The organism is Paenibacillus sp. FSL H3-0286, assembly GCF_045040705.1.
In the GTDB taxonomy this organism is placed as follows: Bacteria; Bacillota; Bacilli; order Paenibacillales; family Paenibacillaceae; genus Paenibacillus_AQ; species Paenibacillus_AQ odorifer.
The window spans coordinates 4,649,154-4,665,753 of the sequence record NZ_CP150285.1; the positions used below are offsets into that span (position 1 = coordinate 4,649,154).

The following is a 16,600-nucleotide window of genomic DNA, read 5'->3' on the forward strand; positions in this document are numbered from 1 at the left end:
AAAGGAGGTAGCTTTTGATGCGAAGTGAGTTAGTTACATCGAAGGTGCTAAAAAATCATTGAAACTCAACGGTCTTAACCGCTGCGTCCTCTTGGATCATCGATAACAATTGTACTGGATTAAATGATTCAGGCAATCTTACAACGATTTCTACGTTTAATTCGGATTCTACACTGTTATTTTCAGCATGAAAACTTAGAACAGCGATTTTGTGTTCTTTAAGCAACTCTTGAATTCGGCCCATAGCGCCTTCTGTGTTAGCTAGACTTATAACGAGCTGTTGGGTTTTTGGTGCGGCCAGCCAGCTGTTACGACTGTGTAAGATCTTTTGCCCAAGTAAAATGATTATCGTTGCTCCTACGCCAAGAATATAAAGACCAGACCCTATAGCCATGCCCACTCCGGCTGTTGCCCAAATCCCTGCAGCAGTAGTGAGCCCTTTGACTGTGTGTCTTTGCATAAAAATCATTCCTGCGCCCAAAAAACCTACTCCGCTTACTACCTGAGCAGCTATCCGAGCGGGATCAAGAGAAAGATTAGGCCAATCCGCTTGATCCTGAAACCCATATTTGGAGATGACCATCATGAGTGCAGCACCTAAGGCCACAACAAAATGTGTTCTAACTCCAGCTTCTTTCATCCGGCTTTTGCGTTCATATCCAACTAATACGCCACAAATTCCCGCGCCAATTACACGAAGCAAATACTCAAACTCCATACCTTCACCTTCTTTCATCATGATATGTATGTTGGATTAGTACCACGTAGGATAAATTCGATAATCTATTTATTGTATCACAAACAAAAAACCATAATACGTCCTCTCGCATTATGGTTAACTCGCATTTTTTTAATTTTATACTTCTTAGTTCGTATCGGAAGCTAACAAAGAGCAAATCTCCGCATCTACAAATCTACCTTTTTCAAAAAAAGATTCGCGCAACAATCCCTCATACTTAAAGCCCGCTTTCAAAAGAGACTTCTTGGAGGCAATATTAGCCGGATCATAAAACGCCTCAATTCGATGGAGCTTCATATGCTCAAAGCCATACGCAATAATAGCTGTCAGGACTTCCGTCATCACACCCTGCCGCCAATAAAGTGGAGATAATTCATACCCAATCTCTGCTTTGAAATTTCTGTGCGCCCAGTTATGATATCCGCATGAACCCATCATTATATTATCCTCACGCCTGGCTATTCCCCAGCGAATACTTTGTTTGCCTTTGAAACGTTCATCCCATCTTTCGATAAGGTTGATCGCTTGCTGTATATCGGTAAAGCTATCCAGATCATAATACTGGGTCACTTCATCTTTTGAAAAATAATTATATATTTCTTTAGCATCATCCAGTGTAATTCTTCTCAAAATAAAGCGGTCTGTTTCGAGCACAGGAAATCCTTCAACGTTATCGATCATATTTTCCTTAAGTCTCCTCTCATTTCTCTAGTAGTACAGTTCGTCGTGGAAAGTGAAACTTCCTTTAGGATATAATGTATTTTATAAACTAGTGATTTTTTTCACCTTGTAATCATTTGTTCATATTGCGTTCTTAATTGCTTGATACACTTCAATCATAACGATACCTACAAAGGAGATATTCTTATGAAAAAATTGTATTACACGTCTTTTTTCTATGCAATTCTTGGTTTGATAGCCGGAGTGGCCTATCGCGAAATTACTAAAATGAATGATTTCACAGGAGATACTATATTAGTTGCGCTTCACACTCACATTCTAGTCTTAGGATTCTTTTTCTTTATTATTGCTATGATCTTAGACAAGTTATTTAATATCCATGAGGCTAAATCTTTTGGTGCATGGTACATTGTCTATAACATTGGTCTTCTAATCACGATTGGTGCAATGGCTACACGCGGAATGCTGCAAATTAACGGCAGTGATATTAGCTTCCTGCCCCATATTGCGGGTCTTGGTCACGCCATTGTTGGGGCTGGAATCATCTGGCTGCTTGTGCTACTCGGTAAACGAATTAAATAATACAGAAAGAGCCGCCAGGATCACTCCAGCGGCTCTTTTAAATATCCCCTGCTTCCGTTACGGAGCAATTCCCCATACGAGAGCATCACTTTGATAAAGCGTCACTTTATCCCAGTTAGTATAAGCAGTTTTAGTAGCATCAAAGGAGTAGTCATTGGCTTCGTTAAAATTAGTCCAATCTGATTTATATATTCTGAGTTGAATATCTCCGGACTGGCCTCCAGCTGGAATGGAACCAGCCGAAGAAGCAAACGAAAGTTCAACGTAAGTGTCTGCATTCGTGCCAGTGTAGTCTGCAAAGGCGACTTGAACATTATTATTGCCGATCTGTGCCCAATCAATTGTGCCATTTAACGTCTGATTACTATCTTTAGTGAAATAATAACGGATTTTAAGATCGCTTAAGTTCACTGCGGTTGTGCCGTTATTTTTAATATTAAAATAAGGTTTGATCTGATTGTCTGTCGCATTAGTATCTCCTGCCCGATACTGCAACGTCAGACTAGTTGCTGCCGGAACTTGTGGAACAGCACTCGCTTGTGCCGAATTCACACTCTCTCCTGTACTATTGGTTGCGCTTACAACATAGTAATAGGTTGTTCCGTTCGTTAAGCCCGTGTTGATGTAGCTCGTTGCCGTTAGCCCTGTTGCTACAGTGGTGTACGGCCCTCCGCTTGTGGTTGCACTTTTCACAGTGTAACTAGTCGCACCACTGGATGCACTCCAGCTCAGGTTTACTTTTGCATCTCCTGCTGTCGCTACCAAATTGGTTGGCGCCGCGGGAACAGTCGCCACTGCTGCTGGAGCCGCACTCGCTTGTGTAGAATCCGCACTCTCTCCCACACTATTGGTTGCGCTTACAACATAGTAATAAGTCGTTCCGTTCGTTAGGGCGGTGTTAGTGTAGCTCGTGGTCGTTAGCCCTGCTGCTACAGTGGTGTACGGGCCTCCGCTTGTGGTTGCACTTTTCACAGTGTAGCTAATCGCACTATTGGATGCGCTCCAGCTCAGGCTTACTTTTGCATCTCCCGCTGTCGCTACCAAGTTAGTGGGTGCCGTCGGAACAGTCGCCACTGCTGCTGGGGTCGCACTCGCTTGTCCCGAATTCACACTCTCTCCCAAACTATTGGTTGCGCTTACAACATAGTGATAGGTTGTTCCGTTCGTTAGGGCGGTGTTGGTGTAGCTCGTTGACGTTAGCCCGGTTGCTACAATGGTGTACGGCCCTCCGCTTGTGGTCGCTCGTTTTACTGTGAAACTAGTCGCACTGCTGGATGCCGTCCAGCTCAGGCTTACTTTTGCATCTCCCGCTGTCGCTACCAAGTTAGTGGGTGCCGCTGGAACTACAGTGCCCCCTCCGTTACTCAGAGGAATTACAGGGTAAGCATTCTGTACCAGCTGAACAAATTGATCATGGAACCAGTGGCCTGATACAGGCGCATTAGGTAATGCACCGGTCAGTGTGCCGCTTGAGCTGGTATAAGTTGGATCACACATTCTGTCAAAGCCCTTGCCTTCATTATTTGGAATGGCACTGCTGGAGCCGTCAGATTCTCCCGGAGGTTTCACCCAGACGAATGCATCCAAATGTGAGGCTGCATAACCTGCGGGTGCTGCTTGTGGAACTTCTCCAATTCCGGCACCGCTGGCATTACACCAATTGCCGCGATGGAGACGTTTATCAATCCGACCGGAATCCGCATAAGCGTTAACGGTTGTTCCGCTTGCACTAGTCGGACGATTAGGTCCTCCCCACCCGTTACGGGAAGTATCAATAAGGAAGCCGATCGTGGAAGGCCAACCTTTTGCTACAAAACCTGAATACAAAGCTGCTGTGAAATCAGCTTCATCAAAATACGGATTCCATTCATAATAACTTGCAGAACGAAGCTGCTGGCTGCCTATCGTAAGATTCGGATCTGGAAGATTAGGTTCTACTAGTGGAGTGGTATTGGCTGTATTCGTAATGAATCCATCGACACTAGCAAGTCCAGCTGTAGTGCCTGACACAACCGAAGTAAAGAGGTCGATAGCGGGGCCACGGTTAGTATCCCATCCGAGCCAGCCAGAGTGACCAATATCCATGTAAGTATACACATTTGGAATGGCATGGAGAGCATTTAAAGTGTAACGTGTAGCATCACGGTAAATATTCGTGGAGTTAGCTTGAGCACACTGTGGTGTGCTGAGATTAGTAACTAGATTCGGAAGCGAGTCCGGCTCTACGATCGTCACTATACGAATGTCACTATATTTGGGCTTTGCAAAAATACTGGCGATTACGTCAACATAATCTGATTTGTAGGTTGTCAAACCCGCTGCTGTCAGTGGCAGCTCGCCATTGGAGGCCAAAGCGTGGCAATCCCGCCCAGGCATATCATAAATTACGAATGTGGCTGTAATCGGCGTGTTTGGTTGCTTTTGCGCGAGTACGGAATCTAATGTTTCCTCAAGACTTTTTCTGCCTCCGTTTTCTGTCCCGCCATAAATTGCAGCAATTCGATCCAGCCATACGGCTGTCGGATATTTTTTAATGGTCTCCATCTTGGAAGCTAAAGTACTATCGGTAACCTGAGCAATAGAGGTATCAATCAGTGCGGCATAATCAGGATTAACATATGCTGTAGCTCCTACAAACGGATTGTCAACATGTGCCTCACTGGCATACGTGGTAGAAGGAGCATATCCGGTGATAACTAAAGCCATGATCGTAAGCAATAACAACATTTGCTTCCTTAGTGCTTTTGTCATTTATTATTCTCCTTTCGACAATTAAATAAATTCGCAAATAATTTATTAATAGCCACGCGATGCTACAATTGCAGTATTCACTCCTTTAAAGAATGGTCACCTCCTCTATGCCTTACCCGCACTCATCATCACCTCCTCTCCGTTTTAAAGATCTAACAAGAGCCTAAATACCCTAACTATTTAACATAAATATAATTTTATTTAATTTATAGAAAATTATCCCTTTTCTTGAATACTACCATATCCTATTTTTAATTAGAAGATAGTAGATGAAATAAAAGTTTAATAATGAGACTATAAGAATATTTGTTTATAAACTGGTAAATGATACAATGTGGAAGTGACAAGGTATTTTGAATTTTAAGTATTTTCGAGGTAACGCTAACAAACCTTTAAGGAGTGAAAAAAATGTCCATCGATGTTTATCTTAATTTCAATGGGAATTGTCGTGACGCAGCAGAGTTTTACGCAGAGGTGTTTGGCACTGAACGTCCACAAATCATGACCTTTGGTGAAACACCACCCGATCCCAATTTCACTCTTCCTGAGGAAGCTAAAGATTTGGTTATGCACACCCGCTTGAATATCGAAGGCAGTAATGTAATGTTTTCTGATGTTTTTCCAGGCATGCCTTTTATCGAAGGAAACAATATTAGTCTTTCCGTAGTTAGTAAGGATTTAGATAACATAAAGAAATATTTCGATAAGCTTCAAGAGGGCGGTAAAGTAGTTATGGAATTGCAAGAAACCTTCTGGAGCTCTTGTTATGGTAGTCTAAAAGATAAATTCGGCATCGACTGGCAATTCAATTATGATGACGGACGAATGAATATGTAATAAAAAAACAACGGGCATGGAGTAACTAACCTCCTGCTCGTTGTTTTTTTGTTTTTCGCTTAAATTAGTCCATAATCAAATCGTACACACTAACCTTCCGAATTCGCCGGGCAACAAGCATAGACACCGCATAAGCTACTACTAGAATGGCTGCACACAATAGCAATACTTGAGGCAAACTAACCGCCAGTTGGACATTATAAATCCCTAAACTCGAGAGCAATAGTACAAACGCTGAGTCTGAGAAAAAATACCCCCCTATGCTCCCCAAAGCTACTCCCACCACAATCACCGGAAACAGACTAAAGGTAATCTGCGTCATCAGATTAAAAGTGGTATAACCCATTCCTTTAAGAATGCCGAACTCACGTTTCCGCTTCAGAATCAAAGTCTTAATCACTAAATACAAAATCAGACTGACTACTATAATCGTCACCACAGTGATGACTGCTGTCATAGAAGATACTGCGGCAGTGAATGTACTGAGCGTACTATCAACCGTTTCTCGAATGTTAGTAATGTTCCATTGCTTAGGGAAGCGTGCTTCCAGATCCTTCACAAAAGCTTGTGCATCTCCCCCCTCTTTCAGATACACATTGATGGACAGAGGGGTGTACTCCGGTTGAAGTCTTCTCATTCCATCACCGGTCATACTCGCCACCATTCCAAGTTGGCTAATCTGCTGGCTTAAGCCAGTAACCAAATAATTCTCCGTCACACCATTAAAAGTGATCGGGACCTCGTTCCCTATTTCTGAATTTTCCAACTTTGCAATAACACCGGAAATCACAATTTCATTATCATAAATTGGCTCTCGCCCTTTGTATATGGTTTGTGTCTCCAGCTTGCTATAATCGTCAGATACCCGGAGCATAAAGCTGGTGTTTTTAATCGAAGCGACCATGCTATCCAATACAGTCAACTTTTCAACCCCTGGCATGGCTTCTAATTCTGTAAACTTCCCCTGCTGTAGGTCACCGTTTTTCGGCAATAACAAAAAGTCGCTGCGTTCTATACCTACCAGTTCTATAACGGCGGAGGTATCTCCCTTAAAGTTGAAATTCAATATAGAGCAAAAAATACTAGAAAAGGTTAATCCGGCAACGATCAATACGATCATCATATTCTGTTTCGCCTGCCTTACTAAAGCTTTAAGGCTTAAGCTGAATTGCAGATTCATCCGGGATGTTTCGAGTGGCATTGGGTTCCGCTTGAAATTGTGAGTGAGGATTCCGCTCTGCAGAGCTGTAATCGGAGTAATGTTCCGAATTCGCCGGCTCGACAGATAGGTAACAAGTAGCACTAGTCCAGAGACAATAACCAAACTAAGCACTGCACTGACCCCTTCAAAGGATATTGGCCACAGAAGTCCGATTGAAGACGAAATCATATTCCCTACCAACGGCATAACCAGCCCAGATAACCCGCCTCCCGGTATAGCTGCAATGATGGAAACTGAGGTGAACTGTAGCAGAAGCGCATTTTTAATCTGCCATGAAGTATAACCGTTAGCTTTTAAAATACCGATGTTCGTTAAATTGTCTTCAATATGCCCCAATATTTGAAACCTGATGACAATAAGCGAGATTAGAACCATAATCAGTGCAAATACGATTAAAATGGCTGCTAAAAGATTAACAAAAACACGGTTCCCTTGGAGCCCAACCTCTGCCCGCATGACTTGAAATTGATCCGTACTTCCTGAGGCAAAAATCCGCTCACTAAGCATTTGCTCCAGCTTTACATCCTTTGAAGGATCGGTTAAATCTGCTGATAGAAAGCTGTACTGAGCTTCAGTTCCAAGACGTTCCCCCAACTGTTTATAACCTTCATCAGTCAAAAAAACTTTTAAAGCTCCATTAGTTAACGTCCCTAGCAACGGCTCCTCAATAAAGCCACCTATGGTATAAGAAAATGAGTTATTATCGTATACAAAAGTAAAGGTATCCCCAAGGTTATACCCCGATCCAACATGGAACAAATAAGGCAAATAGATCATATTTGCATCCTTAGATCCTGGCGGAGTCGTTGTCTTGAACAGTCCCTTGGTCCGCGGTGTATCCATGTTAAGAATTATAAAAGCTACCGTAGTGTCCGTTTGTCCGTACTTCATTTTAGCATCTGCTAACAGAATTGCTGCTTCATTCTCCCAGGATTCTGTATATGAATAACTATCCACAAGCTCCTCATACTCTTCTAGATAATCATCTTTTGGAAAATATGCACTTATTTCTGGAGTCCTTAATTCAGTCATTTTTTCTTGCTGGAAGGAATTGAGCTTCAAAATGACCGTAAGACCAATGTTCAGCAGCAGCACAGCTATCATGATAAGAATGAAGAGCGTAACCGTAGCACTTTTTCTTTTACGAATATTGGACCAAGCTAATTTTCCTATTAGGCTGCTCATCCCTACCACCCCAATTCGGTTAGAAAGGACTGTAATTGCTGCTGCCGTTCAGGTCCGTTATCTTCGCTATAAAGGGTAAGACGCAAATCTCCCACGATGACTCCATCCCGCAAATACAATATCCGATTTCCACGCAACGCGGTTTTAAGATCATGAGTAACCATAATTATACTTTGCCCTTGTCTATTCACCTCAGTAAGGACGCGCAGTACACCTATTCCTGCTGAACTATTTAACGCACCCGTCGGCTCATCGGCGAAAACCGCTTTTGGACTGTTAATCAATGCCCGGATAATCCCCGCCCGCTGAGCTTCGCCACCTGAGATTTGCGCCGGAAACTTGCCCCAGACAGAGTCATCCAGACCTACATCAGAGAGTAGCTTTTTGGCTTTTTTTACAGCGCCTGCTCTATCCTTTTGTACAAGAAAAGCACTTGATAATACATTGTCGAGGACACTCATCGTATCCAGCAGATGAATCTGCTGAAACACGAACCCACAATTCTTCCGCCGGAATATCGCAAGCTGATCATTACTCATGGCTGTAATATCCTGACCTTCAAATAGAACCTCTCCAAGTGTTGGCTTATCCATACCCGAAATGGCATACAGCAGTGTTGATTTACCAGAACCAGAGCTGCCCATGATAATCGTAAAATCACCATGATATAAGGTCAGATCCAGATTTTTCAAAACATGCTGCTGAGTTCCTCCATGGGAGAAGGTTTTTCCAAGCTTATTAGTCTGCATCAGCACTTTATTATTCACTTCGCTCATGTTGAACACTCCATTTACATTCATGCTCATTAATTGCGCTAAAAAAAATCATAGCTCTACGCGAAATATAATGGCTGCAATCACAAGCTCATTCGTAATTGCAACCTTATCGTACGTTAAATGTTCTTAACATGTCTTTGTGCAATCCTTAGCTAATTCTTAATTCTGTCCTGCTAAAGGAATTAGCAGTTTGACTGTAAATCCGTCCTCCCGATTGGAGCACAGAATATCGCCTTGCATTTTTTGCATCATATAACGGGAAATGTACAGGCCTAGACCTGCACCATTCTGGCTCACGGCCAGACTGCCCCGAAAAAATTTATTGAATACTAAAGGCAGCTCCTCTTCAGGAACCCCGGGACCATAGTCCAGAATATCTACCTCCAGATAATGATCCGTGATCTCGAACTTAATATCTATGGGTGTGTCTGTGTAGGCATATTTGTAGGAATTATTCACAACATTATCGATCACCTGCTGCAACCGCAAGGGGTCCACCGTAATGAGACAGTCAGGCACAGATGCTGCTGAAATCCGTTCATAGAAATTTACATTATTTATAATTTGGATCAGCAGGTGGCTTTGCTCTTCCGTTAAGCTGACTTTAAGTTCATTTAGTTCCTCCAAGGTCGAATGGAACATATCAGTCACCAGACGATCAATCTGATCTGCTTTGGAGTACAAAGTGTTAAGCTGTCTGCCGGTCTTCTCATCCCTTGCGCTTAATAACATCAGTTCCGTGATCGCCTTTAACGAAGCAACGGGTGTTTTAATGTCATGACTGAGACTAGCAACCAGTTCCTTTTTACTTTTATTCGCCAAATATTCGCTGTGTCTAGCCGCTGCAAGCTCTTCCCGCATCATATCAAAGCTTTCGGTAAAAGCACCAAACAGATGATTACGATCCATCTCCAGCGGCACTTCCAGATCACCTCTCGCGATATGCTTCGTGAATTGCTGCATTTTGCGGAACGGACGGAGAACCGATCGATTCAGGAACCAAATATAGAGAACGCCTAGAACCGTAAGCAGAAGCAGCATCACAATAGAAACTTGTATAAATTGTTTTTTCATATGTATAAAGATCGCACGGTAATCATTATTAATAATCACCTTCCCCACCATCTTATCCTGAACAAAAACGTCCACTAGAGTATCCCGATTATTGATGGCTTCGTTAACAGTAACGGAAATCGCATTTCCCGTCTGATATTTAAGTACTCCCGTGGTATCTATAATGGCAAATTCATAAGGACTTTCCTTGTACAGCTTCGGATCAAGCTTGTCCCAGTTCTGTTCCGTGAGCTTCACAATGGTATTGATCGCCACTCTATCTGTTCCTGTCTCCACCTGCAAATTAAGAATTAGGAAGGTGAGCGCTAAACTTGCGGCAAATATAGTAAGCAGAAGGGCCAACAGCAGTTTTTTTGTCATAACTATTTGTCCTCAAAAGCATAACCGATGCCCCATACTGTACGGATGTACTGAGGATCATTAGGATTCTGCTCAATCTTCTCACGTAGATGACGGATATGTACATTTAAGGTGCCATCCCCCGCAAAAACATCTCCCCATACCTCAGTAAATAACTCCTCTTTGGGGATTACCCTATTTTTCTGCTGAATCAAATAGCTGAGCAATTTATATTCCATCGTTTTCAGCTTGAGAGCTACGCCATTAAGGCTTGCCCTCCTAAGTTCGGGGTCTATCTGGATAGGGCCGGCTTGGAGGATAGCTGCCTCAGCTATAACTTCGTTATTGTGGCGTTTAAGCACCGCCTTCACCTTTGCGAGCAGCACTCGCAGGGTATACGGCTTATGAATATAGTCATCTCCTCCGATATCAAGAGCAATCAATACATCATCTTCACTGGAGCGGGCACTAATAAACAAGATGGGAATCCCCATCGTCTGACGCAGCTCTTTGCATAACTGGAAGCCGGATTCACCGCCTAAATTAATATCTAGCAGTAACATTGAGACCTGATGCTCACGTAAAAAGCTTCGACAGGCATCAGCGCTTGTAACAAACGCGGTTTGAACATCGAACAAATTAAAATATTCGCAGGTGGTCTCCGCAAGTTCAGTTTCATCATCAATAATTAAACAATCATATCTCATGGATTTCTCTCCGCTTCAACAGAATTTAGTATTATGTTAGAATATGCCTTTAAGGAGGGGTTACCTGTGGATAAACAATCCCAGCGTCTGGAGCAATTTTTAGATAAATACGAACAAAGCTGGCCATTGAGCGGCACAGTCTTGATAGCTCAGCATGGAGAAATCAAGCTACAAAAAGCATATGGGTATGCGAATCTAGAACATCAGGTCCCGAACGCTATAGATACCAAATTCCGGATCTGGTCGCTAACCAAGTCATTCACTGGCATGGCGATTCTGATGCTAAAAGAACAAAAACGTCTGCGACTGGAAGATCCGATCTTAAAATATCTTCCTGAACAGCATGCATTCGAGGGGATGACCATCCTTCATCTGCTGGGACATACCTCGGGTATAGCCAACTACACTTCTCTACCCGAATATAATCAAAAATTAAATAAACTGAAGCTGACTCCCTTGGAGATGTTACAGCTATTTGTGAGTCAACCGCCTGCATTTATGCCCGGCACATCGTTTTCCTATAATAATTCGGGTTATTATTTATTAGGAATGATCATTGAAAAGATTACTGGCATGACATTTGAAGATTATATCACTACTTTTATATTACAGCCTCTTGGCATGGTAAATACAGGAGTTTATAACAATCAGCAAATCATTTCAAAATTAGCCTCACCTTATCATTCCTCATGGGGAGAGTATACTCAGGGTGAATACATACATATGAGCTCTATCCTGTCAGCGGGTGCCATGTATTCGACGGCTGCTGATCTTTTCCTGTGGGATCAAGCGTTATACTCCGATCAATTAGTGTCTCACGATACTCTGGAGATGGCTTTTCATTCAAGTAATCTTAAATATCGATTTGGTTGGTTTTTGGACGAACGTTATGATCGCAAAAGAATGTATCATGGTGGTGCTTATCGCGGCTTCCGAAGTGAAATGCACAGATATCCAGAAGAGCAGACAACCGTCATCATGTTGACCAATTATGATTGTGTCCCCATTACCAAGTTAACGGAATCTCTATCTGGATTAGTATTCGGTGAGCCTGCTGAAATGCCGATATTCCCGCGAGCCTTTCCACTTGATGATAGCATGTATGCTGAATATATGGGGACCTATGAGGGATTTGGCTGCAAAGCGAGCGTGGAGCGTAGGGGCCAGGACTATTATTTTGTCTGGAATGATGAAGAGGTTACACCGTTCTATCCTATCTCAGAAACAAGATTCCATCATACCAAGCATGACAGTGAATTTGAATTTAAACGGAATGAACAGGGTGAGCTTTCATTTCTGGGGATAAAAAAAAACAAACGAGTGCCGCAATAGCCATAAAATAGCTACTGGCACCCGCCTTTTTTCAGCTAAGGCCTAAGCCTTGGCCAAAATTATAAATTGCGTGAGCATCACGATTACCGCTGAAGACACCCCCAGCGAATTAATGATTGTTAAAGCATTTGGATAACTTTCTTTCCGAAATTGTGAGAATAAAGACACCGTCCATAACACGCTGAAAAATAACGACGACAACCCGGATACAGCTTCACTATCAATTCGTCTGCTCCGGAGAAACAATCCGGCAAGGGTGGCGACAGTATAAACAATATATATTACTAGCTCTATCGATGTGATAACGATCGCCTCGCCGGCAGAGAACAAACGCATTAACAAGTATTGAAAACCTAAACAGATAAACACAAGCTGGTTAAAAGATAGTCTCTTCACTCTCATAGCTTAGCTCCTTTAGGATATATTTTCACGAAAGACAACGCTTACATTGTACTAGTGATTGAATATATCTTCTGTGACTTTCCATACCCTGCCAAATATTAGTCAGATAATATCCTCACATACAAAAAAGGAAGTACACTTTGCGAAAAAGATACGCAAGGCATACTTCCTTTTTTTACGATTCGATTGTAGATTTAGACGGAATGGGACATCTTAGTTCCAAAATAGAATGAACAGTGGATTTATAAGATGTTTTCTTAAAATTAGGAGGTCATTGCTGTGAGAAACAAACAATCCATTGTCTTCGTGACCATACCATTATCCGAGATCAAGAAGTTCATCCTTATTGATATTGTTGCTGGATGGGTCTTTTATTTTGCTATAAAATTCCCCTTCCATTCCTTAATTGCCGCCTCTGCCGGAAGCATGTTTGGTCCTATCCTCATACGCCAATCCATGAAGTTAGTTCAAAATCGCGCCAAGTTTTAAGGTTTTAAGAACTGCTCAATCTGTTTTTTATGATGCTTATCATGTGGGATAAAACTTCTCAAGTACTTGCGAACGCTGAATTTTTTGCGATCTTCATCCTTATATTCCTGATTGAATTCCTCTTCCGTTAACCCTGCAGCTACATCTATGATTTTAGTTCTATAACGTACAAATTGTTCAATTAATGTTTGTTCAGATAATAATTTAGCATATTCTACAGCGTTAGCATTAAACTCGTTAAAATCCAACTGCTTGGTTGTGATCGGTTCCCGGAGAATTATTTTCTTAATCGCACCTTCATAAAAATATTTATCCCATAACATGAGATGACAGATGATATCCTTTAAAGTCCATTTACCAGCTGCAATAGGCTGATTCCAATGTTTGTCTGATACTTCACCTAAAGATTCAACGAACGGGATGAGGGACTTAAATTCGAGTAACATTTGCTCATTTGTTTTTGCAGCCAGAGAGATCAACCTCCACATGAAAAATAAAATAATTCAGTCACAACATCTATGCTGCGTCATCCGCAGAAGCTGCGGCCAGATCCGTATCGGTAGAGTCAGGATTCAGCCAAATCTCAATCAACTCATGGGTACGCTTCACATCATTTTCGTCAAGCATGTAATACCATTGATCCTTCCGTCTGCCCTCACCCTGCAACATATGGCTTGTGATCTCAGGAGTACCCCCTTCAAGAATTACTCTTTTCGCCAAATCAAGAATAAAGTCTGACTTCATATTGGTTTGGAAATTACTGCCTGCTATTTCGATGATTTTCTGTATATTAAGGATATTATCTACTCTCTTCATCCGTTCAAGCGCAGATTTCAAAAAGATCCGCTGCCGCTCCGTTCGTTTAAAATCAGAATCCTCGCGGTATCTTACATACATTAATGCTTCAGCGCCAGAATAAATCGGTTTGTTCGGTTCAATTCTTAATTTCTCATGATCCGGGCTCTTGTTCTCAATCACCTTGGTAATCGGAAGTTCAACACCCCCTAGAGCATCTGTAACGCCCACAAGACCGTTAAAATTAATAGTAGCGTAATATTCGATAGGCGCGTTTAATAAATTTTTAACGGTGTCTACGCTCATCTGAGGACCGCCATAGGAATGAGCTGCATTAATCTTGGTTTCTTTCCTAGCTCCTTTAACCTTTTCCGCTCCGATAATTTCTGCATAGGAATCACGAGGGATCGACACGAACAATACTTTATGATCAACTGGCCGGATCACAGTATATATAATCGAATCAGAAAGCCCGTTCTCTTTTCCCCGCTGATCAGTACCCAATAGGAGGATAGAAAATGGACGATCCTTGTTATCCGCCGTTGGCTGTAATCCGGGAGCTTCAGCGTTTTCATTATTCTCCAAAGGAACGTATGATCCATCAAGCGTGTGTTCAATAGTCGGAGCCACAACATTATTAAATCCGAAAATCAGCAGTTCTTTACGAAAAACATAAGATCCTAGCCCAGCAATAAGTACGATAGCAAGCGTAAATAACCAGATCTTTTTTTTCTTGCTGGTCTTAGTTTTCTTCTTCACCTTTTTTTTCTCAATTCTACTTAAAGAAAATGAAGAAGCTGAATGGGTAGTCTGTTTATTTTTCATTCGGATCCTTAACCCTTCCTGATGACGGATTCTACCAGCCGATAATAGGGAATCATGTAGGTTGTCTCAAAGCCTAATCTATGCGCTAAGTTGAAAGAACCCTCGTTATCCAGACGACACGCCCACACCGGCTCAAGCTGATGTTCTAGACAGTATTCTATTAAGGCTGAACAGACCGCGTAGGCATAGCCCTTCCCCCGATGTGCTTCTGAAGTTTCTATGCCTATTTCCAGTTGATGCTCATTAACAAAACCCGAAAATGCCGTAGAGGCAATTTCCCCAGCGTCAAGAATATTGAAGCCCAGCCCCTCAGCAAGAAATTGCTCTTCATTCCTCCAAAACGCCTTAGGATTGACACCTCCTGTTGCCGCCAAAAACCGTTCTTTGTTCATTCGCACCACTTCAAGGTCTTGGTTAAGATAAGAAGCTTTCTGTTTCAGATATTTCTCGCGGTTAAAGCTGAAGTTGACCCTTGTATTTCTATGGAGCATTTCCTGTTCACTCCAATGAGCGATAACTTCCGGCCAGCCTCCCGCTGGATCAGCCTGCAGCAACTCTTGATGATGCCGAATCATATTTTTATTGGTTATGTAATCAAAAAGATCGCGCTTAAACTCTTCATTATCCGACTCTCCAATTAATAAAGACATTCCACAAGGGTGAGCAATGTAAAAAGCACGCGGGTTAACGATATCGTCAACATATACGCTGCCAGGTATGACTTGTTTAACCACGGACTCAGCAAACATCGTATTTATTTTCACTTTTCCTAAAGGCTCAATAGCTTTGTAATAATCTTTACGCTCTAGTCGTTTCATAATTTTCTCCTTAGATCTCACGTAATGTTTTGATAGATAACCACCAGTATGTGAGGATATTTTTTTGCTGGATGACACTGTTACCTAAAATATCCCATTATTATAGACGATCTTAGGGTCGATAAGTTTCTATTTATAAGAAATTTGTGAGACAAAAAAAGACCATATCCTATCAAGGATTGGTCTACCCTATTTATTAATGATGATCTTAGGTTTTTTTCACAATCATATCGATCTCACTCTTGAGTAAAAGATATCTGACGACACTTCTCATGATCGGAACTTTAGTCAACTTATGCTGATCTACATAACTTTTCATTTGATCTTTAGACAGCCCGAGCAAGCTTCCCGCTTCAGACACCGTCAATACTTCTTTGTTACTTGTAGCGTTAAAGGTTTTCTTAACTTTTAAATTCCAGTCTTCAAACACCTGCATTTACATCCGCCACCTTTCTATAAAAAAATCCCCAAACGATACGTTTGGGGATTCATTTTACTACTTACAGTTTTACAACATTCTCAGCTTGTTGACCACGATTACCTTGAACTACGTTAAATTCTACACGTTGTCCTTCATCCAGGGACTTGAATCCGTCACCAGTAATAGCGCTGAAATGTACGAATACATCTTCTCCACCTTCAACCTCGATAAAACCAAAACCTTTGTCTGCGTTAAACCATTTCACTGTTCCTGTTTGCATAATATAATTACCACCTTATTTTTATTTACATGTTATTCTTATCCTCAAAAAATCTCTTGCAAAATCTCTAAAAAAATAAAAATTCACATATGGTACAAGGTTATTAACGTCTAAAGAATAACCCTCTACGCTATGTGAATTCGCCAGGTAAATACTTTCGATAGATTGATTATAACACAGCTAACACCAAATAGATACTCTTCTGCATTATGAAGAAAATGGGAAGAAAGAAGGAGCTGTGCCATAAGTGATTCTACGAGCGGAGACTGACCTCCTCACTTTCAAAATCCTAAAATCAACAAAACAGCGATTCTTCTGTTATCGAAGAATCGCTGTTCAGCGTTT

General features: G+C 41.8%; 17 protein-coding genes. 4 read left to right on the plus strand and 13 right to left on the minus strand.

Features of this window, described 5'->3' with window-relative positions:
- Positions 1-55 precede the first annotated feature (55 nt).
- Together MHB37_RS20935 and MHB37_RS20940 are read right to left on the minus strand one after the other, a co-directional pair.
- On the minus strand, positions 56-718 hold the full coding sequence (locus tag MHB37_RS20935; RefSeq protein WP_094903188.1) for an MgtC/SapB family protein: 663 nt from the start codon (positions 716-718) through the stop codon (positions 56-58).
- A 147-nt stretch (positions 719-865) separates the two neighbouring features.
- Positions 866-1,420, minus strand: a complete 555-nt coding sequence (locus MHB37_RS20940; RefSeq protein WP_081387118.1) for a GNAT family N-acetyltransferase — start codon at positions 1,418-1,420, stop codon at positions 866-868.
- Between the two features lie 186 nt (positions 1,421-1,606).
- Between MHB37_RS20940 and MHB37_RS20945 the strand changes: the two genes are divergently transcribed.
- Positions 1,607-2,002 carry a DUF2871 domain-containing protein gene (locus MHB37_RS20945; RefSeq protein ID WP_076129897.1) on the plus strand — a complete coding sequence of 132 codons (396 nt, stop codon included), beginning with the start codon at positions 1,607-1,609 and terminating at the stop codon, positions 2,000-2,002.
- A 57-nt stretch (positions 2,003-2,059) separates the two neighbouring features.
- On the opposite strand, the gene MHB37_RS20950 is transcribed toward MHB37_RS20945, so the two are convergent.
- Positions 2,060-4,753 carry a glycoside hydrolase family 6 protein gene (locus MHB37_RS20950; RefSeq protein ID WP_405168456.1) on the minus strand — a complete coding sequence of 898 codons (2,694 nt, stop codon included), beginning with the start codon at positions 4,751-4,753 and terminating at the stop codon, positions 2,060-2,062.
- Positions 4,754-5,161: 408 nt separating this feature from the next.
- On the opposite strand from MHB37_RS20950, the gene MHB37_RS20955 reads away from it, so the two are divergent.
- Positions 5,162-5,590 carry a VOC family protein gene (locus MHB37_RS20955; RefSeq protein ID WP_076307627.1) on the plus strand — a complete coding sequence of 143 codons (429 nt, stop codon included), beginning with the start codon at positions 5,162-5,164 and terminating at the stop codon, positions 5,588-5,590.
- Positions 5,591-5,654: 64 nt separating this feature from the next.
- Here MHB37_RS20955 and MHB37_RS20960 read toward each other — a convergent pair whose 3' ends face one another.
- The 4 genes from MHB37_RS20960 to MHB37_RS20975 all read right to left on the minus strand — a co-directional run bounded on the left by MHB37_RS20960 (position 5,655) and on the right by MHB37_RS20975 (position 10,893).
- On the minus strand, positions 5,655-7,997 hold the full coding sequence (locus MHB37_RS20960; RefSeq protein WP_405168457.1) for an ABC transporter permease: 2,343 nt from the start codon (positions 7,995-7,997) through the stop codon (positions 5,655-5,657).
- 2 nt (positions 7,998-7,999) lie between these two features.
- The gene (locus MHB37_RS20965) at positions 8,000-8,773 is read right to left on the minus strand and encodes an ABC transporter ATP-binding protein (protein ID WP_076129901.1); all 774 of its coding nucleotides are present in this window, start codon (positions 8,771-8,773) and stop codon (positions 8,000-8,002) included.
- 159 nt (positions 8,774-8,932) lie between these two features.
- Positions 8,933-10,207: an ATP-binding protein gene (locus MHB37_RS20970; RefSeq protein ID WP_405168458.1), complete on the minus strand. Its 1,275-nt coding sequence runs from the start codon at positions 10,205-10,207 to the stop codon at positions 8,933-8,935.
- Between the two features lie 2 nt (positions 10,208-10,209).
- Positions 10,210-10,893, minus strand: a complete 684-nt coding sequence (locus tag MHB37_RS20975) for a response regulator transcription factor (RefSeq protein WP_076129903.1) — start codon at positions 10,891-10,893, stop codon at positions 10,210-10,212.
- Positions 10,894-10,959: 66 nt separating this feature from the next.
- Between MHB37_RS20975 and MHB37_RS20980 the strand changes: the two genes are divergently transcribed.
- Positions 10,960-12,225: a serine hydrolase gene (locus MHB37_RS20980; protein ID WP_076129904.1), complete on the plus strand. Its 1,266-nt coding sequence runs from the start codon at positions 10,960-10,962 to the stop codon at positions 12,223-12,225.
- 42 nt (positions 12,226-12,267) lie between these two features.
- Here the strand turns inward: MHB37_RS20980 and MHB37_RS20985 are convergent, their stop codons facing one another.
- Positions 12,268-12,627: a hypothetical protein gene (locus MHB37_RS20985; protein WP_036685802.1), complete on the minus strand. Its 360-nt coding sequence runs from the start codon at positions 12,625-12,627 to the stop codon at positions 12,268-12,270.
- A 279-nt stretch (positions 12,628-12,906) separates the two neighbouring features.
- Here MHB37_RS20985 and MHB37_RS20990 point away from each other — a divergent pair, with 279 nt between their 5' ends.
- On the plus strand, positions 12,907-13,116 hold the full coding sequence (locus MHB37_RS20990; RefSeq protein ID WP_076100132.1) for a hypothetical protein: 210 nt from the start codon (positions 12,907-12,909) through the stop codon (positions 13,114-13,116).
- On the opposite strand, the gene MHB37_RS20995 is transcribed toward MHB37_RS20990, so the two are convergent.
- The 5 genes from MHB37_RS20995 to MHB37_RS21015 all read right to left on the minus strand — a co-directional run bounded on the left by MHB37_RS20995 (position 13,113) and on the right by MHB37_RS21015 (position 16,255).
- Positions 13,113-13,595: a DinB family protein gene (locus MHB37_RS20995; protein ID WP_405168459.1), complete on the minus strand. Its 483-nt coding sequence runs from the start codon at positions 13,593-13,595 to the stop codon at positions 13,113-13,115. The genes MHB37_RS20990 and MHB37_RS20995 overlap by 4 nt on opposite strands.
- A 37-nt stretch (positions 13,596-13,632) precedes the next feature.
- The gene (locus MHB37_RS21000) at positions 13,633-14,736 is read right to left on the minus strand and encodes an LCP family protein (protein WP_081387120.1); all 1,104 of its coding nucleotides are present in this window, start codon (positions 14,734-14,736) and stop codon (positions 13,633-13,635) included.
- Positions 14,737-14,744: 8 nt separating this feature from the next.
- Positions 14,745-15,554 carry a GNAT family N-acetyltransferase gene (locus MHB37_RS21005; RefSeq protein WP_076129907.1) on the minus strand — a complete coding sequence of 270 codons (810 nt, stop codon included), beginning with the start codon at positions 15,552-15,554 and terminating at the stop codon, positions 14,745-14,747.
- A gap of 208 nt (positions 15,555-15,762) precedes the next feature.
- The gene (locus MHB37_RS21010; protein WP_038572358.1) at positions 15,763-15,990 is read right to left on the minus strand and encodes a hypothetical protein; all 228 of its coding nucleotides are present in this window, start codon (positions 15,988-15,990) and stop codon (positions 15,763-15,765) included.
- A 64-nt stretch (positions 15,991-16,054) separates the two neighbouring features.
- A complete protein-coding gene (locus tag MHB37_RS21015) occupies positions 16,055-16,255 on the minus strand; it encodes a cold-shock protein (protein WP_036685790.1) in 201 nt (66 codons plus the stop codon).
- Positions 16,256-16,600 lie beyond the last annotated feature (345 nt).